Source organism: Microbacterium sp. bgisy207, assembly GCF_057706855.1.
On record NZ_JBYIPB010000001.1, the window covers coordinates 213,225 to 228,712 of the forward strand.

Here is a 15,488-nt window from a genome sequence, read left to right on the forward strand (position 1 = left end):
TCGCGATGCTCGCTCCGTCTCTTCAGCCGACCGAGCGCCGAGTCGCAGAGTCCATCGTCGCCGACGTGGAGGCTGCGATCGAGCGCACAGCGCAGGAGATGGCAGATCTCGTGGGCGTCGGGCGGGCAAGCGTCATCCGCACCGCGCAGTCATTGGGCTACGAAGGGTACCCGCAGCTGCGGGTCGCGCTGGCTCGTGAGGTATCGCTGGGTGGTGCTCCCGTCGCGCCATCCGATGGGACGATGCTCGGCGCGCTGCGCGGGGCGGTTGACCGGTTCGCGTCGCGGCTGAGTCACACCGTGTCTGCCCTCACCGAGGCGGGACTGGAGGCCTTCGTCCGCGAGATCGATCAGGCGCAGCGGTTGCTCGTCGCGGCGAACGGGCTTTCGTCGCCGCTGGGCATCGACCTCGCGATGCGGTTGACGTCCGCGGGCCGCCCGACGGAGTACATGCCCGACACACTCGGTCAGCAGATCGCCGCGAAGCAGCTGGGGCCGACCTCAGCGTGTCTGGTCGTCTCGGGCTCGGGGGCGAACCGTGCCTCGCTGGATGTCGTCACCGAAGCACGTGCGAGCGGGGCGCGTGTGCTCGCGATCACGTCCTTTCCGCGTTCCCCGGTCGCCGAGGCGGCGGATGTCTCACTCATCGTCGCTCCGGTCAACGACTCGTTCCACGAGGAGTTGGTCCACACGTCGCGTGCGGCCCTCATGCTCGTGACCGAGTCCGTGGTGGGTCTGCTCGTCGCCCGTCGCGGCGACAGCGCCCGAGCCGCCCAGGCCGCCACGCTCTCGGTCCTCAGCCGCTCGCTGTCCGAGTAGCGTCACGATCTCGCCCGCGGCATCCGGGGAGGCAGACGGCAGACCGACCCGGTGTTACCGTGGTGCGCAACGACGACGAGCGGAACGGTGGGTGCCATGGACCTTGGAGCGTTCTCCCTCAGCCTCGCGGTAGCCGACCTCGACGCCTCACGCGAGTTCTACGCGCGTCTCGGGTTCGAGGCCTTCGGCGGCGAGGCGGAGCAGGGCTGGCTGATGATGCGCAATGGGAGCGCGGTGATCGGTCTGTTCGCCGGAATGTTCGAGCGCAACATCCTGACATTCAATCCGGGATGGGATGAGAGCGGTCAGGCGGTGGATCCCTTCTCGGATGTGCGCGACATCCAGCGGCGTCTGCGCGAGAGCGGCGTGGAACTGCATGAGACGGTCGACGAGGAGAGCTCGGGGCCGGGGTCGATCGTCGTGGTCGATCCCGACGGAAACCCGATCCTGATCGATCAGCATCGGTGAGCCGCCCCGGTCAGCTCCTCGGGATGTTGCGCAGCCGCGCCCTCTCGTCGGCATCGAGGTGTTCCGAGGCATAGCTCAACGTCGTCCGCGACATGGCGCCGGCATGCTCGTCGAGGAACGCGACGAGTTCGGCGTGACTGACGCGTTTGCCGACTTCGCGCAGCATCCAGCCGGTGGCCTTGTGGATGAGGGGCTGGTCGTCTGCCCGGAGAGCCAGCGCCACCCGAAACGCGGGCCGGGGGTCACCCGCGCGCGTCCAGGCCAGCGTGGCGATCGTGGCGATCCGTCGTTCCCAGAGGCTCTCGCTGCCGAGGAGTCGATCGATAACGCTGCGTGCTACCGCATCGGGCTGGTCGCGCAGCCATGACCCGACGAGAACTTCGGCGCTCGAATCGACGATGTCCCAGTTGTTCACAGAGCCGCGCGTCGCTGCGGTCAGGTACGCCTCGTGCAGACGAGCACGTGCGCCCTCATTCCGGCTTCGCGGCCTGCTCGCCTGCTCGAACTGCCTGACCATCACCAGCACTGCGGCCAGCCGAAACTCGTGAATCGGGCTGGCGAGCAGCTTCTGGGTCTCCTCGAGCGGCAGGCGATCGAAGACCTTCACGGCGCCGCGGAGTGCGGGCAGACGCACCCCGAGGAACACCTCGCCCTCGCCGTACTCTCCCGGCCCGGTCTTGAAAAAGCGCCGCGACGTCTCGGCGTCGCGATCGCTCGCCGCCGACTCCAGCGCCGCGGCCAGCGCCGCGGCTGTCATCGAAGCGGTGCCCACGCCGCGAGCGTAGCAGCGCGTGATCGAGCGTCTGGCTCTGTGTAACCCGGGCGAAACGCTGCGCGCGTATCGTGACGAGCAACGCTCATGAAAGCGAAAGCCCACACCGGGTGGGCGAGTGGAAAGCATGAAGCGGCTCGAGAAGGAGTTGCTATGACATTCCAGGTTCCCCTCGTGGACATCACCGCCTACGTCGTAGACGGAACACCCGAGGCCAAAGCGGAGGTCGCCCGGCGCATCGACGATGCGTGCCGCACCGTCGGGTTCATCCAGATCACCGGCCACGGCATCCCGGATGCCGTCATCCGCGGGCTCACCGAGGCGATGGATGCCTTCTTCGCGCTCGACCTCGAAGCGAAGAAGGGGTACCGCACGCCGCCTCAGATCAACCGTGGGTACAGCCCGCCGAAGTCAGAGTCTCTCAGCCTCAGCCTCGGTGTCGAGCAGGCCAGTCGCATGAACGACTTCTTCGAGGCGTTCAACATCGGAGCATCGGCCGCCACGTATCCTCACATGGCGGAGCTCCCGCAGCCCGACTACGCCGAGAACATCTGGCCCGCGATCGACGGATTCCCGTCTCAGGTGCAGGCCTACTTCAGCGAGGCTGCGCGCGTCGCCCGTGTCATGACGCGGATCTTCGCCGACGCGCTGGGGCTCGACCCGGAGTTCTTCGCCTCCCGGACCGACCACTCTCTCGATGTCATGCGTATGAACAACTACGCGCTCCCGCCCGGCACGGATGTGACCCTGGACGGTGATCTGGTCGGTATGGGAGAGCACACCGACTACGGGATCGTGACGATCCTGTGGGCCGATCAGGTCAAGGGTCTGCAGGTGCTCGGCGCGGACGGCTCATGGAACGATGTGGCGCCGGCCGACGACGCGCTGCTGATCAACCTCGGCGATGTGACCGCTCGGTGGACCAATGAGCGGTGGATGTCGACGCTGCATCGCGTGAAGCCGCCCGTGATCGACGGCACCATCGAGCGGCGACGGTCCGCTGCGTTCTTCCACGACGGCAATGTCGATGCACTGATCGAAACGCTGCCCTCGTGCGTAGATGCGGACCATCCCGACCTGTACGAGCCGATCACGGTGGGAGAACACATCGCGGCAAAGCTCGCCGGATCCCGTGCCGGCGTGCGCAACGACTCGGCCGCGCGTGAGTACGCCAGGGTGCTGGCCAGCCAGCGGAGCTGAGCCGGGTCAGAGCCGCCGTCGGCGTTTGCCCGCCGCTGCGGCAAGGCCGGCTCCGGCGAGGACGATCAACGCCGCTGCGGGAAGCAGAACCGCGGGACTCTCGCTCGGTCCGGTCGCACTGAGCGAGGCCCGGGTGTTCACGGCTGCGGGAACTGCTGAGTCGGCTGCGACGCTCACGCCGGTCCATCCGAGCAGCGTGCCGTCGGCCGCGAGCACCGCGAGCCGGTGAGCGCCCGCCGGCACCGTTGCGGGGATCGTGAAGGTCGCGGTGCCTGACGCGCCCGTCCATGCCCATCCGAGCGACGTCGGCGTCGAGTACAGGTATCCGGACACCCAGTTCAGGGGAGGGAGGCCGGTGACGGTGACGCTGTCTCCGACAGTCAGCGCGCTGGGCGAGGCTGCGATACCTCCGGTGCCGCCCGGTGTCAGCGAATCAGGTGTCGGTGGCGTGGGTAGGGGGGTCGGTTCCGGCGGGCGCGGTGTCGTCACGGATGCCGTCACGCCCGTGCCGGCGTAGCCCTCGCCGTCGACGACCGAGACGGTCACCGCGTAGGAGGTCTCCGGGTTCAGGTCGGCGTAGGTGACGGCGGTCTCGTCGTCGGCGAGGGTTGCCGCATCGATCAGTTCGTCGCTCGAGCGCAGCTCGACGTGGTAGCCGCTCGCGGTCTCCACGGCATCCCAGCTGACGGCGATGCTCGTGGCCGCGATCGCCTCGGCGCTCAGTCCCGAGACCGTGGGCGTGGGAAGTGCGGCGAGCGTTCCGTAGGCGTCGGCCAGGCCGGCTCCGAACACCTCCTCATCCGCAAGGTACTCCGGAAAGGGGTTGGTCATCCCCGCGGCGGTGTCCAGGATCGCCGAGATGATCTCGTCGGCGCTGGATTCCGGTGCGTACTGGGCGGCGAGCGCGTGGATCGCAGCGACGTGCGGGGCCGCCGCTGACGTCCCGGAGAAGCGATGCTCTCCGTCGGTGGTGTCGGCAGGGAAAAAGCTCGTCTGCGTCGCGTCGACGCCCGTGATCGACGGTGCGGGTACCGTGACAAGCTCGTCGTACTCCTCGGACGGTTCACCCGAGGCGGGGTCCACAGGGGCGAACCGCAGGAATCCCGGGCCGGGGGAGGTGAACGACTCGGGTGAGCCCGCCCCGTCCCACGGCGCGGCGGCGACGCCCACCGCATCGCCGTGAGCAGGGTGGCCGAAGCTGACCGGTCCCACCAGGTCGTCTCCGGCGCTCTCGTCGTACTCGAGCCACGTCAGGTTCTCGACTCCGGTGAAGAACGTGATCCACACGGCGGGCGAGGTCACGTCTTCGTCAGCGAGGCCGGTGAGATCCCGCATCAGCACGAGCTGATAGTCGGCAGTGTCGGCATCCTCGGTGAAGCCCGACAGCTGCACCGGGACGGCAGGATCCACGACGCTCGGCGCGCTGACCGCGCGAGGTTCGGCATCCGTCGTGTACGCGAAGAGCCCGAACTCCGTCGCCACCGCGTACTGCGGTTCTGCCCAGCTCAGCTGCAGGACCGGTGCCGTGCTCTCGAACAGGCCGAACGTCAGGGTGGGGTCCGCGCCGACGCCGGGGTCGAAGTCGAGACAGTCGTAGCGCTCGACGCCTGCCCCCGGGTCCACCCAGTCAGGGCAGTCCATCCCCCGGTAGGCCGTCGTCTGCCAGGAGGAGATGGGCTTGCCCTCGCTGGGGGTGCCCTCGGCGCCCTGGACACCACTGTTGCCCGCGGAACTGTAATACGCCACTCCCTGATCCCGGACCTGGGCGATCGCGAGCGACACGACACTCTGCTGGTAGTACGGTTCGTCGGCGAATCCGAGGTCGTCGACGATGATGTCGGCTCCGGCGTCGGCGAGGTCGAGGATGGCATCGGCGGTCGCGGCACTGCCCGCGTAGCCGGTCGCGAAGACCAGTTCTGCGCCCGGCGCGATCCCGTGGATCAGCTGCGCCATGGCGCGACCCTCGTCCTTGCCCTCCTGCGAGTCGTCGAGCACGCGGACGGGTGTCTCGTATCCGCACGGGTTGCCCGGTCCCGGCAGCAATCCGGCGGCGACGTCCTCCTCGGGTGTCGTCGTCTCCGTGAACCGTGCGTAGGAGTCCGAGATGATACCGATCGTGATGCCGCTCCCGTCCACGCGATACACGTCGCGGGCACGATCGGAGCGGTGCGGCTCGTCGGCCTCGACGGGAAGGCTGCGACAGGATGCATCGGCGCTGGCGAACGGAGCAGCCCGCGTGAACTCGCTCCAATCGCCGGGCGGTAGGGCGCCGGCCGCCGCCTCGCGCCCCGTGCTCGGTCGGACGACCGGCACGACCGAACTCACTCCGGGCACCGCTGCGAGCGCATCGAGGTTCTGTGGCTCCACGGATGCCTCGACGGTCGGGGTCAGGCGGTGCACCCGGTTGACGGAGCCGATCGCTTCGACAGCGGCGATGTCTGCCGCTGTGGGACGCGAGGTGAAGGTGACGGTGACGGTCAGGCGGCCCGCACTGTCCGCGGCAAGACTTCCCGCGCCCTCGACCGGAAGCGCGGCGGCGGCGGACAGCTCCTCGGCAGAGGTCGCGCCCGCGCGGGTGGCCTCGGTGATCCTCTCCAGGACGGTGCTGGGTGCGGCGCCGGTGTCTTCGGGGTCGGTGGTGGCGGCCGCGGGGTGGGCGACACACACGCTCACGGTCAGGGCAGCGGCGGCTGCGGCGGTCGCGAGCGCGCGAGTAGCACGATGCATGACGATGTCCCCCCGAAAATGACTGCAGGCATACTCTTCCATAGGGCGAGCCGGCCGGTGAACAACTCCACGCGGGAGCGGCGAGCCGGGACAGGGACCTCCGCCCCTACATGTGGCCTGACCACAGCGGTACCGTGCCGATGTGCGCACGATCGAAGACACTCTCGACCTCCAGGCCGACGCCGCCCTCCACAAGATCGAGGGGATGCGGCATCCGATGCGGTTCGCGGTCTCGGGAATGCTCGCCGGCGCCTACGTCGGCGTGGCGGTCGTGCTGATGCTCAATGCGGCCGGACCGCTCGCCGAGGCGGGGGAGGGGTGGGCCAAGCTCGTCAGTGGCCTCGTCTTCGGCGTCGCGCTGACCCTCGTGGTGTTCGCGGGCGCCGAGCTGGTGACCTCGTCGATGATGACACTCACGCAGGGCACGCTCATGCGCGCCACGTCGCCCGGTCCGGCGTCCGGCGCGCTCGGGTTCACGTTCGGTGCAAACCTTCTCGGCTCCGCGCTGTTCGGGCTCCTCGTCGCGACCTCCGGTGTCCTCCACGCGAATCCCGCCGCTGGCGCGATGCTCGAGGGGATGCTCGATGCCAAGGCGCACGAGTCGCCGATCGAACTGTTCGTGCGCGGCATCCTCTGCAACGTGCTCGTCTGCCTCGCGATCTGGATGGTGGCCCGCTCCACGACCGACGGTCCGAAGCTCGTCGTCATCTTCTGGGCTCTGCTGGCGTTCATCACCTCGGGTTTCGAGCACGTGGTGGCCAACATGACGACGTTCACGCTGGGACTTGCGACCGGCGTTCCGAGCGCCACGTGGCTTGCCTTCGGCACGAACATGCTGTGGGTCGGGCTCGGAAACCTCGTCGGCGGCGCGGCGGTCGTCGGGCTCGCCTACTGGGTCGTCGGCGGTTCACCGCGCTGGCCCGAGGCCCACGCGCTCACTCCGGCCGATGCGGAGGCATCGGTGTGACGGATGCCGCCAGCTGCGACATCCGCCTCTGACGCATCGCCAGGAACAGCGGGAAGGTGAATGCGAACGCGGTGAGCCCCGACGCGAGGATGTACAGCCACGCCCCCCGCATCCCGAGCCGTCGCGCTTCGACCACGATGAAGACGCAACCGGCGATCGCGACCACCAGCAGATCGACCGTGATCGACGAGACCGCGGGCCCACTTGTGACGAGGTCGCCGATGAAGTCCCGCAGCTGGATGATCGCGAGGGTGTTGAAGTACCAGGTTCCTCCCAGGCCGGCGACCGCGAGCACGAGATAGGCGACGGCGAGGGGACTCCAGTGGCGGTTCATGGCTCGATCCTGGCAGGTGCGCGCCTCGGGCAGGATGGAGGCGTGACCGATGACCCCGCCGCCCGAACTCCGTCCGAGCCGACCGACCTCGATGCTCTGGCCGGCCGAGGCAGCGAGATCCGCCTGATCGCGGTGGACATGGACGGCACCCTGCTCGACGGCGACGGAAAGGTTCCGCCGGGGCTGTGGTCGATGCTCGACCGGCTGCGGGAGGCCGGGATCGCCTTCGCCCCCGCAAGCGGCAGGCAGCACGCGACGCTGCGCCGCGAGTTCGGAGCCCACGGTGACGAGCTCGTCTTCATCGCCGAGAACGGCACTCTCGTGACGCGTGGGGACGACGAGCTCAGCTCCGATCCCATGGACCGCGTGTTCGTCGACGAGCTCCTCGAGGACATCCGCGGTTTCCGCCACGACGTGGGGGTCGTCCTGTGCGGCAAGGCTTCGGCATACATCGAGCGGACGGATGCTGCCTTCCGCAGCCAGGCCGAGAAGTACTACGCCCGTCTGGCTGACGTCTCCGATCTGACCGCCGTAGACGATGAGATCCTGAAGGTCGCGGTGTTCGATGTCGAGGATGGCGAGAAGCACACGGCTCCTGCGCTCGAGCGGCACCGACTGACACACCAGGTGGTCGTATCGGGTCACCACTGGGTGGATGTCATGAACGCGGGCGTCTCCAAGGGCCGGGCCCTGCGGGCGATCCAGGATCTGCTGGATGTCACCCCTGAGCAGACCGCCGTGTTCGGGGACTACCTCAACGACCTCGACATGATGGACGCCGCCGACTTCTCATTCGCGATGGCCAACGCGCATCCGGACATCGTCGCGGCCGCCCGCTACCGCGCACCGTCCAACCTCGACCACGGCGTCATCCGGGTCCTCGAGCGCCTGCTGGGCTGACGGCCCTTCCTGTCGGCGCAACGCGGCAGGATGGAAGCATGATCTCGATCCCCACCGTGACCCTCGCCGACGGCAGCGCGTTTCCCGAGCTCGGTTTCGGCACCTACAACCTGCGCGGTGCCGATGGCACGGATGCGATCGTTTCGGCGATCCAGGCCGGCTACCGGTTGCTCGACTCGGCCGTCAACTACGAGAACGAGCGGGAGGTCGGTGAGGCGGTGCGCCGCAGCGGCCTTGACCGCGACGAGCTGATCGTGACGACGAAGATCCCGGGCCGTGACCACGGATACGACCAGGCCCGCCGCAGTGCGCGCGAGTCCCTCGAGCGACTGGGCCTCGACCGCATCGATCTGTATCTCATCCACTGGCCGAACCCGAGTGTCGACGCCTACGTCGACACGTGGCGGGCGATGATCGACCTTCGGGCCGAGGGTCTCGTCCGCTCGATCGGGGTATCCAACTTCACGGAAGCCATGCTCGACCGCCTCCAGGGCGAGACCGGCGTGATGCCGGTCGTGAACCAGGTCGAACTGCACCCCTACTTCCCGCAAGCGACGTTGCGCGCGTATCACGCCGAGCACGGCATCCGTACGGAGAGCTGGAGTCCCCTCGCGCGCCGCTCCGAACTGCTGAGCGAGCCTGTGATCACGGGCCTCGCGGCGGACCTCGGGGTCAGCCCCACCCAGGTCGTCCTGCGCTGGCATGTGCACCTGGGCTCGACGCCGATCCCCAAGTCCGGTCACGCGGGGCGTCAGCGCGAGAACGCGGATGTCTTCGGCTTCTCGCTCACCGAGGAGCAGGTCGCGGCGATCTCGGCGCTCGAGCGAGGGCGTCTCTGGGACGGGGACCCCGACACGCACGAAGAGATGTGACGGTCGGAGCCGGACGCCACCCACGGGTGTCAAGGCCCTCCCCGCGCTCGGTACCGTCGCGCACGCTGGTGCGATACCCGCTGCGCGGACGGCGCCAGGCGGGGGAGGGAGCCGACATGACAGACAGTGCCCGCGATCCGCTCGAGGAAGCTGACGTGGTCGAGCAGATCGCGCCGATCGAAGGAGCGGACTCCACGGTCGATCCGCAGCGTTCGTCGGAGGACGGTTCCGTCGAGGATGCCACGGTGGACATCGATCCCGATGTCCAGGCGAGCGGGGAACGGCCGTCAGACTCCGCAGCGGCGTCAGGACAGCACAATCCTGCGGCTCAGCCCGATGCGGAACCGGCATCGGACGTGCAGCCGGAGACGCAGGGGGAGGATCCCCTGCACGCCGACCTGGGCGAGATGGGACAGGGAGACCTCGCGCCGGAGGACGAGGCGTAACCTCGCCCGAAACTCAGCGGAAGCGGTGGTCTTCGGGGTGAAGCCGGGCGCCCCGCCTCGGCTCCCGGGGACCGCCGGACGCCAGGAGACGGATGACGCGCTGCCGATGACCTTCCCACGGGGCGAGGAGTTCGAGCATGCCGTCATCGTCGGTGCGCGATCCGGTGAGCGCGTAGCCCACGTCGTGCGCCAGGTGATAGTCCCCGACGCTGACGGCGTCGGGATCGCCGAACGCTTTGATGCGCGTTTCGGCCGCGGTCCACGGGCCTATCCCGGGCTGGCTGAGCAGGATCCGATCGATCTGCTCGGCATCCGGGGCTCCCAGAACGGCGCGGACGACCGATGCGCCGCGCTCAGCGATCCGCGCGATCGTCCGAGACTGCGGGGGTTCGAGGCCGGCGCGGTGCCATGCCCACGAGGGCACGCGTCGCCATCCGTCGATCGCGGGGGGTGCGAACAGTTGCCGCGGAGTCGGTCCCGGCGCTGGCGTTCCGTGCGTCGTCACGATCCGGCGCCAGGCGGCGAACGCCTGCAGTCCGGTGACCTTCTGCTCGACGATGGAGCTCACGAGCGCATCGAAGACGAGGTCGGTGCGGCCCAGTCGAAGGCCCGGGTTGCGGTGTGCGAGGTGCGCGACGACGGGATGCCGAGCGGCGTCGAACCCCGTCGTGTCGTCCTGGGCGCCGCACAGCGCCGGCGCCTGGTCGAGTGCCCATTCCGCTCCCGCGCCCCACGCTGCCACGCGCACCGAGCCGTCGGAAGCGCCACGCAACGCGATGGTCGCGACGCCGAGCGGCGTGCGGCTGGCGCGCCAGATGACGGAGCCCTCGACCGTCATTGTGGGGTCGTGCGCCCCGCGTCGCTGGAATCCGACCGTCGCGCGCAGGTCCAGCGGGTGTCGCGGGTGATAGACGGTCTCGATCGGACGTGCCTCACGCGCGCCGGTTGCGGCGCGCCGGTCGCGGCGTGCGCTCAGCGCTGCCGTCGCGGGAGTCGGCGCGAGCGATGTCATGCGATCACGATACGTGCGTGCGGAGACATCCGGCGGTGTGGCGATCGTTCGGTCGCGTCGTCGTGTGGGTGCGGGGCAGCGAGATCCGCGTCAGGGCGCGACCGAACCGAATGCATGGTGTCGCGCGTGCACCCGTGCGCTGCCAGGAGCGCTCAGAACCGGTCGGGCGAGGGGGTGCCGTGGCCGTAGCGGATGACGACGTCGGCATGGCGGTCGAATCGGTATCCGACGCCGCGCACCGTGCGCACGATGTCTTCATAGCGCCCGAGCTTGGAGCGCAGTCGGCGCACGTGGACATCGATCGTTCGCTCGCCGGGAACCTCGCCGTCCTCACCGCTCTGCCACAGCGACGACACGAGCTCAGACCGCTCGATCGTGCGCCCCTCGCGGAGGACGAGGTACTGCAGCAGTTCGAACTCGGTGAAGGTGAAGGGCGCTGTCTCCCCGTCGATCACCACGCGCTTGCGGGAGATATCGAACACCACGCCGCGAGCCGAGCGGTCAGTGTCCTCGGGTTCGGTCGCAGCGGTGACCGCGGCTACTGCGGAGGGCTCGCGCAGGGCGCGGCGCACGACGTCGACATCGCGGCCGCCGGCGCCGCGGGGAGCGAGGGCGACCGTGGCATAGGTCTCGGCGTCGGGAGCGAGCTCCGCGAGCGTGCGGCGGAGCGCATCGACGAGCACCGGGAGCGATACGCCCGCGGCGGCGGCTTTGGCTTCGTCGAGTCCGACGTAGAGAGCGAAGCCGCGCGGGGTGCGGGCGGGCGGTTCCTCGGTGATCGCGGGAACCGCGTGCAGGTGACGGGTGGGAGCGGGGCGGGTGAGAAGGGCGGTGTTCGACATGGGGATGATGGTCCTTGCGGAGGGCCCGGACGGTTCGGGCAGAGGTGTTGCGGTGACCCGTGAGGTCGGTGTCGAGCGGATCGGAGGGACGCGCTCGGGGAAGGGGCGAGGGGTCGCGCGATCTGGAGTGCAGAAGGCGCCCCGCTGACGTGTCGTCAGCGACACATTCGACAACACATGACTGCGCGGCCGGCCATCATCATGCCGGCAGTTCCGTTCGCCTCCCAGGCGGACAGGACATGCGCGTTGTCAGTCATGCGGCCGATTATGACCGAACGCGTCGAAGTGCGTCAAATCGCCACAATTGCGCCCGGAGCGGCGCCTCATCCTCACGCAATGTGCTCACTCCAGCCTCCTGGGGGTTCACATCTTGCGGACGGTCCCCGCGGGCGTGGCTCCGCGATGGGTCCGCCCGCCGGCGATCACGAACGCATCACGGTTTGTTGTTCATGGAGACAAAAGGTTGCGCTCGGCATCTTCTGTGCATAACATCGCCGTCGAAGCGTTTAGCGAAGCGCTTCGAGTACCCGGTAGGACAACAGCGGAGTCGTCATGGCGAAGATCAACGAGGTGGCAGAGGCTGCCGGCGTGTCGATCAGCACCGTGTCGTACGCACTCAGCGGAAAGCGCCCCGTATCGCCGGCGACCCGCAAGAGGATCGAAGACGCCGTCGCCAAGCTCGGGTACAGCCCGAATGCGAGCGCGCGGATGCTGGCGGGGCGCCGCACCAACATCTTCGCGCTCACCGAGCCGCTGCGCACCGACACCCATGTGCCGACTCACATGGCGTTCGTGCTGGCGACCGCGGTTGCCGCGCGTCGCCATGACTACGACATCCTGCTGCTGACCGAGGAGCAGGCCGTGTCGGGGATGAGCCGCGTCGCCTCGAGTGGTCTTGCCGACGCGATCCTGGTCCTGGATGTCGCGCCCGACGACGAGCGCGTGGCGTTGGCGCGCAGTATCGCCACGCCCACCGTGTTCATCGGCGTGCCCGACGACCACGACGGATTGGTGTGCGTCGACCTCGACTTCGAGGCGGCGGCGCGCACTGCAGTGGACAAGCTTGCCGCCCTCGGCCACACGCGCATCGGCATGCTCGGCATGACCGAGACGGCCTACGACAAGTCCAACTTCCCGCCCCGGGTGAGAGCAGCGTACGAGCGCCGGGCGGCTGAGCTGGGCGTCGAGACGTTCTTTCGGGCCAGTGGGCGGGTCCAAACCGATCGAAACGGATGTCGTGCAGCGCTGTCCGAGCTCCTGGCTGCCGGGGTCACGGCGCTGATCCTGCACTCGAACGAGGACGCGCACGCCATCGTGCTGTCCGAGCTCGATCAGCGCCAGATCAGCGTGCCGTATGACCTGTCACTCATCTCGGTCGGCAACAGCTTCGACATCGACACTCTGGCTCGACCGATCGACGCGCTTCCGCTCATCCCTGCCGAGTCCTGCAATCGTGCCGTCGAGCTCGCGCTTGAGAGCCTTGATGGAGACCGGCCGGAGCCGGGGCTTCACCTTGTTGCGCCCACGTATCTGTCCCGCGACTCGATCGGGCCCCGGGTCCGGTCGGCGGACGGCGCCTCGGAGACGGTCGCGGGTCCGTGAACCCACCACCGACCCCGCCCACGCGTGTCGTTTGTCGAAACGCTTCGATGACTTTCCACCCACAACTTCACAGCCCTTCCGATAACACCCGACCGACGCAGGTCACCAAGAAAGGAGTGCCACCGATGGCACGCTTCACCCGCACCACACAGCGAACACTGGTCGCCGCGAGCGCGATGACCGTAGCCGCACTCGCCCTGGCCGGATGCTCGGGCTCCTCCGAAGGCGAGAGCGGAGACACTCTCGTCCTCTGGCACTACGAAGGCGAAGACAGCGCGATGGGCAAAGCCTGGGATGCTGCGATCGAGGTCTTCCAGGAGGAGAACCCCGACGTGACCGTCGAGTTTGAGGCCAAGGGCTTCGAGCAGATCCGCTCCACCGCCAGCCAGGTCCTCAACTCCGACGAGGCCCCGGATGTCATGGAGTACAACAAGGGGAACGCGACCGCGGGCCTGCTCGCGAGCCAGGGTCTGCTGACCGACCTGAACGAGGTCGTCGCCGAGTACGGCTGGGATGAGCTGCTCGCGCCGTCGCTGCAGACGACTGCGAAGTACAGCGCCGACGGCGTGATGGGTGGCGACACCTGGTACGGCGTGCCCAACTACGGCGAGTTCGTCACGGTGTACTACAACGAGGACATGTTCGCGGCAGCCGGCCTCGAGGTGCCCACGACCTACGACGAGTTCATCGACGTGCTCGACGCGTTCGTCGCAGAGGGGATCACGCCGCTGGCCGAGGCCGGCGCTGAATACCCCCTCGGTCAGCTGTGGTACCAGCTCGCCCTGAGCCAGGCAGATCGTCAGTGGGTCGATGACTACCAGCTCTACGCGAACCCCGTCGACTGGCAGGGCGAGCAGATCTCCTACGCCACCGAAACCCTCAAGGAGTACATCGACGCCGGCTACATCTCGGCGGATGTCGCGGGCATGAAGGCCGAGGATGCCGGTACCGCATTCATCGCCGGGCAGTACCCGATCTTCGTGTCGGGCAGCTGGTGGTACGGCCGCTTCCTCAGCGAGATCACCGACTTCGAGCTCGGGCTGTTCCCCTTCCCGGGCTCTGACCTGAGCCTGGGCTCCTCGGGCAACCTCTGGGTCGTTCCCGAGAACGCCCAGAACAAGGAACTGGCCTACAAGTTCATCGACATCACGATGCGCCCCGAGATCCAGGCGATCATCGGCAACAACGGCGGTCTTCCCGTGGCCGCGAATGAAGCCGACATCACCGACGAGGCGAGCCTGAAGCTCATCTCCGCCTTCAACGCCGTGACCGCGCAGGACGGCCTCGCGTTCTACCCCGACTGGCCGACCCCGACGTTCTACGACGCCATCGTGGCGAACCTCCAGGAGCTGGCCAACGGAACGGCCACACCCGAGCAGGTGCAGACCTCGCTCGGCGAGGAGTACGACTCGTACGCCGAGCAGTACTGGCAGTAACCCGGACGCGGTGGGGGCGGGCAGCCCCCGCCCCCACCGTGCCACTTCCCCGGCCGGCCGCCCGGCCCCCCATCCACCCGAGGAATCGGAACATGACCGCAGCAGTCCCCTTCGTCCGGCGCAGCCGGACCCCGCGGCTCCCTCCAGAGGAGCCCCTGATCCCCCAGCGGGGACGCGCCCGCTCCGGTTCGTACTGGCTCTATCTGCTGCCGGGACTCGTGCTGCTGCTGGTGGTCGTGATCATCCCCCTGGTCTGGAACTTCTACCTCACGTTCACGGAGTGGCGCGGCATCCGCCCGCCGATCTGGATCGGACTGGAAAACTGGGCCGCGCTGATGCAGGACCAGAAGTTCTGGACGTCCTTCGGCAACAGCATCTGGATGATCGTCGCGATGGTCGTCGTGCCCACCGTCATCGGACTGATCCTCGCTGCGGTCCTCTTCGACCTCGTCGGCCGGAAGTTCGGGGGCCGCTTCGCGAGCTTCCTGCGTGCGACCTATTACCTTCCGCAGATCCTGCCGGTCGCCGTAGCCGGTATCGTCATCGGCTGGATCCTGCGCCCCCAGGATGGTGCGCTGAACACGATCCTCGAGAACATCGGCCTGGGCTTCCTCGCCCACAACTGGCTGGGAAGCCCCGACACGGCTCTGCCCAGCATCATGGTCGTCCTCATATGGGTGCAGATCGGGTACCCGGTCGTCATCTTCATGGCGGCGCTGCAGCGCGTGGACCCCGAGCTGTATGAGGCGGCCGAATTGGACGGAGCGAACTGGTTCCAGCGATTCCGCGCCATCACGGTCAGCATCATCCGTCCCGAGATCTATGTCGTGACCCTCACCACGACGATCGCTGCGCTGAAGGTGTTCGGTCCCGTCTATGTGCTGACCCGCGGTGGCCCCGGCACCTCCACGATCGTCCCCGCCTATTACGCCTACTCCGAGTTCTTCCAGGCTCAGCAGGTCGGCTACGGCGCCACGATCGCCACGGCGCTCACTCTCGTCATTGGCGTCATCGCCGTCGTGTTCATCCGGGCCCAGACGGCCTCGGAGCGCAAGGAAAGGGCGGGGCTGTGATGGCGACCGCAACCATGAC

General features: G+C 68.2%; 15 protein-coding genes. 10 read left to right on the plus strand and 5 right to left on the minus strand.

The features are described from left to right. Positions 1-5: 5 nt before the first annotated feature. Positions 6-818, plus strand: a complete 813-nt coding sequence (locus AC3ENO_RS01000) for a MurR/RpiR family transcriptional regulator (protein ID WP_434968765.1) — start codon at positions 6-8, stop codon at positions 816-818. Positions 819-914: 96 nt separating this feature from the next. Next, positions 915-1,286, plus strand: a complete 372-nt coding sequence (locus tag AC3ENO_RS01005; RefSeq protein ID WP_434968766.1) for a VOC family protein — start codon at positions 915-917, stop codon at positions 1,284-1,286. A 10-nt stretch (positions 1,287-1,296) separates the two neighbouring features. On the opposite strand, the gene AC3ENO_RS01010 is transcribed toward AC3ENO_RS01005, so the two are convergent. After that, positions 1,297-2,058 (minus strand): DNA alkylation repair protein, encoded by a 762-nt coding sequence (locus AC3ENO_RS01010; RefSeq protein ID WP_434968767.1) that lies wholly within the window; start codon positions 2,056-2,058, stop codon positions 1,297-1,299. A 153-nt stretch (positions 2,059-2,211) separates the two neighbouring features. On the opposite strand from AC3ENO_RS01010, the gene AC3ENO_RS01015 reads away from it, so the two are divergent. Continuing rightward, positions 2,212-3,258, plus strand: coding sequence for an isopenicillin N synthase family dioxygenase (locus AC3ENO_RS01015; protein WP_434968768.1), 1,047 nt, complete (start codon positions 2,212-2,214; stop codon positions 3,256-3,258). 6 nt (positions 3,259-3,264) lie between these two features. On the opposite strand, the gene AC3ENO_RS01020 is transcribed toward AC3ENO_RS01015, so the two are convergent. Further along, positions 3,265-5,985 carry a S8 family serine peptidase gene (locus AC3ENO_RS01020; RefSeq protein ID WP_434968769.1) on the minus strand — a complete coding sequence of 907 codons (2,721 nt, stop codon included), beginning with the start codon at positions 5,983-5,985 and terminating at the stop codon, positions 3,265-3,267. A gap of 142 nt (positions 5,986-6,127) precedes the next feature. Between AC3ENO_RS01020 and AC3ENO_RS01025 the strand changes: the two genes are divergently transcribed. Then, positions 6,128-6,952 carry a formate/nitrite transporter family protein gene (locus AC3ENO_RS01025; protein ID WP_434968770.1) on the plus strand — a complete coding sequence of 275 codons (825 nt, stop codon included), beginning with the start codon at positions 6,128-6,130 and terminating at the stop codon, positions 6,950-6,952. On the opposite strand, the gene AC3ENO_RS01030 is transcribed toward AC3ENO_RS01025, so the two are convergent. Further along, the gene (locus AC3ENO_RS01030) at positions 6,921-7,286 is read right to left on the minus strand and encodes a DUF2834 domain-containing protein (protein ID WP_434968771.1); all 366 of its coding nucleotides are present in this window, start codon (positions 7,284-7,286) and stop codon (positions 6,921-6,923) included. The genes AC3ENO_RS01025 and AC3ENO_RS01030 overlap by 32 nt on opposite strands. A 42-nt stretch (positions 7,287-7,328) precedes the next feature. On the opposite strand from AC3ENO_RS01030, the gene AC3ENO_RS01035 reads away from it, so the two are divergent. From AC3ENO_RS01035 to AC3ENO_RS01045, 3 genes are all read left to right on the plus strand, one after another. Then, positions 7,329-8,186 carry an HAD family hydrolase gene (locus AC3ENO_RS01035; protein ID WP_434968772.1) on the plus strand — a complete coding sequence of 286 codons (858 nt, stop codon included), beginning with the start codon at positions 7,329-7,331 and terminating at the stop codon, positions 8,184-8,186. Between the two features lie 38 nt (positions 8,187-8,224). Continuing rightward, positions 8,225-9,058 (plus strand): aldo/keto reductase, encoded by an 834-nt coding sequence (locus AC3ENO_RS01040; RefSeq protein ID WP_434968773.1) that lies wholly within the window; start codon positions 8,225-8,227, stop codon positions 9,056-9,058. A gap of 116 nt (positions 9,059-9,174) precedes the next feature. Further along, the gene (locus tag AC3ENO_RS01045; protein WP_434968774.1) at positions 9,175-9,504 is read left to right on the plus strand and encodes a hypothetical protein; all 330 of its coding nucleotides are present in this window, start codon (positions 9,175-9,177) and stop codon (positions 9,502-9,504) included. A 13-nt stretch (positions 9,505-9,517) separates the two neighbouring features. Here the strand turns inward: AC3ENO_RS01045 and AC3ENO_RS01050 are convergent, their stop codons facing one another. Continuing rightward, positions 9,518-10,516, minus strand: a complete 999-nt coding sequence (locus AC3ENO_RS01050; protein ID WP_434968775.1) for a DNA-3-methyladenine glycosylase family protein — start codon at positions 10,514-10,516, stop codon at positions 9,518-9,520. Positions 10,517-10,668: 152 nt separating this feature from the next. After that, entirely contained in the window at positions 10,669-11,358 is a 690-nt protein-coding gene (locus tag AC3ENO_RS01055) for a winged helix-turn-helix domain-containing protein (RefSeq protein ID WP_434968776.1), read from the minus strand. A gap of 552 nt (positions 11,359-11,910) precedes the next feature. Between AC3ENO_RS01055 and AC3ENO_RS01060 the strand changes: the two genes are divergently transcribed. The 3 genes from AC3ENO_RS01060 to AC3ENO_RS01070 all read left to right on the plus strand — a co-directional run bounded on the left by AC3ENO_RS01060 (position 11,911) and on the right by AC3ENO_RS01070 (position 15,469). Beyond that, complete coding sequence (locus AC3ENO_RS01060; RefSeq protein ID WP_434968777.1) at positions 11,911-12,960, plus strand: LacI family DNA-binding transcriptional regulator; 1,050 nt, start codon at positions 11,911-11,913, stop codon at positions 12,958-12,960. A gap of 125 nt (positions 12,961-13,085) precedes the next feature. After that, positions 13,086-14,396, plus strand: a complete 1,311-nt coding sequence (locus AC3ENO_RS01065; RefSeq protein ID WP_434968778.1) for an ABC transporter substrate-binding protein — start codon at positions 13,086-13,088, stop codon at positions 14,394-14,396. Positions 14,397-14,488: 92 nt separating this feature from the next. Beyond that, positions 14,489-15,469, plus strand: a complete 981-nt coding sequence (locus tag AC3ENO_RS01070) for a carbohydrate ABC transporter permease (RefSeq protein WP_434968779.1) — start codon at positions 14,489-14,491, stop codon at positions 15,467-15,469. Positions 15,470-15,488: the final 19 nt, after the last annotated feature.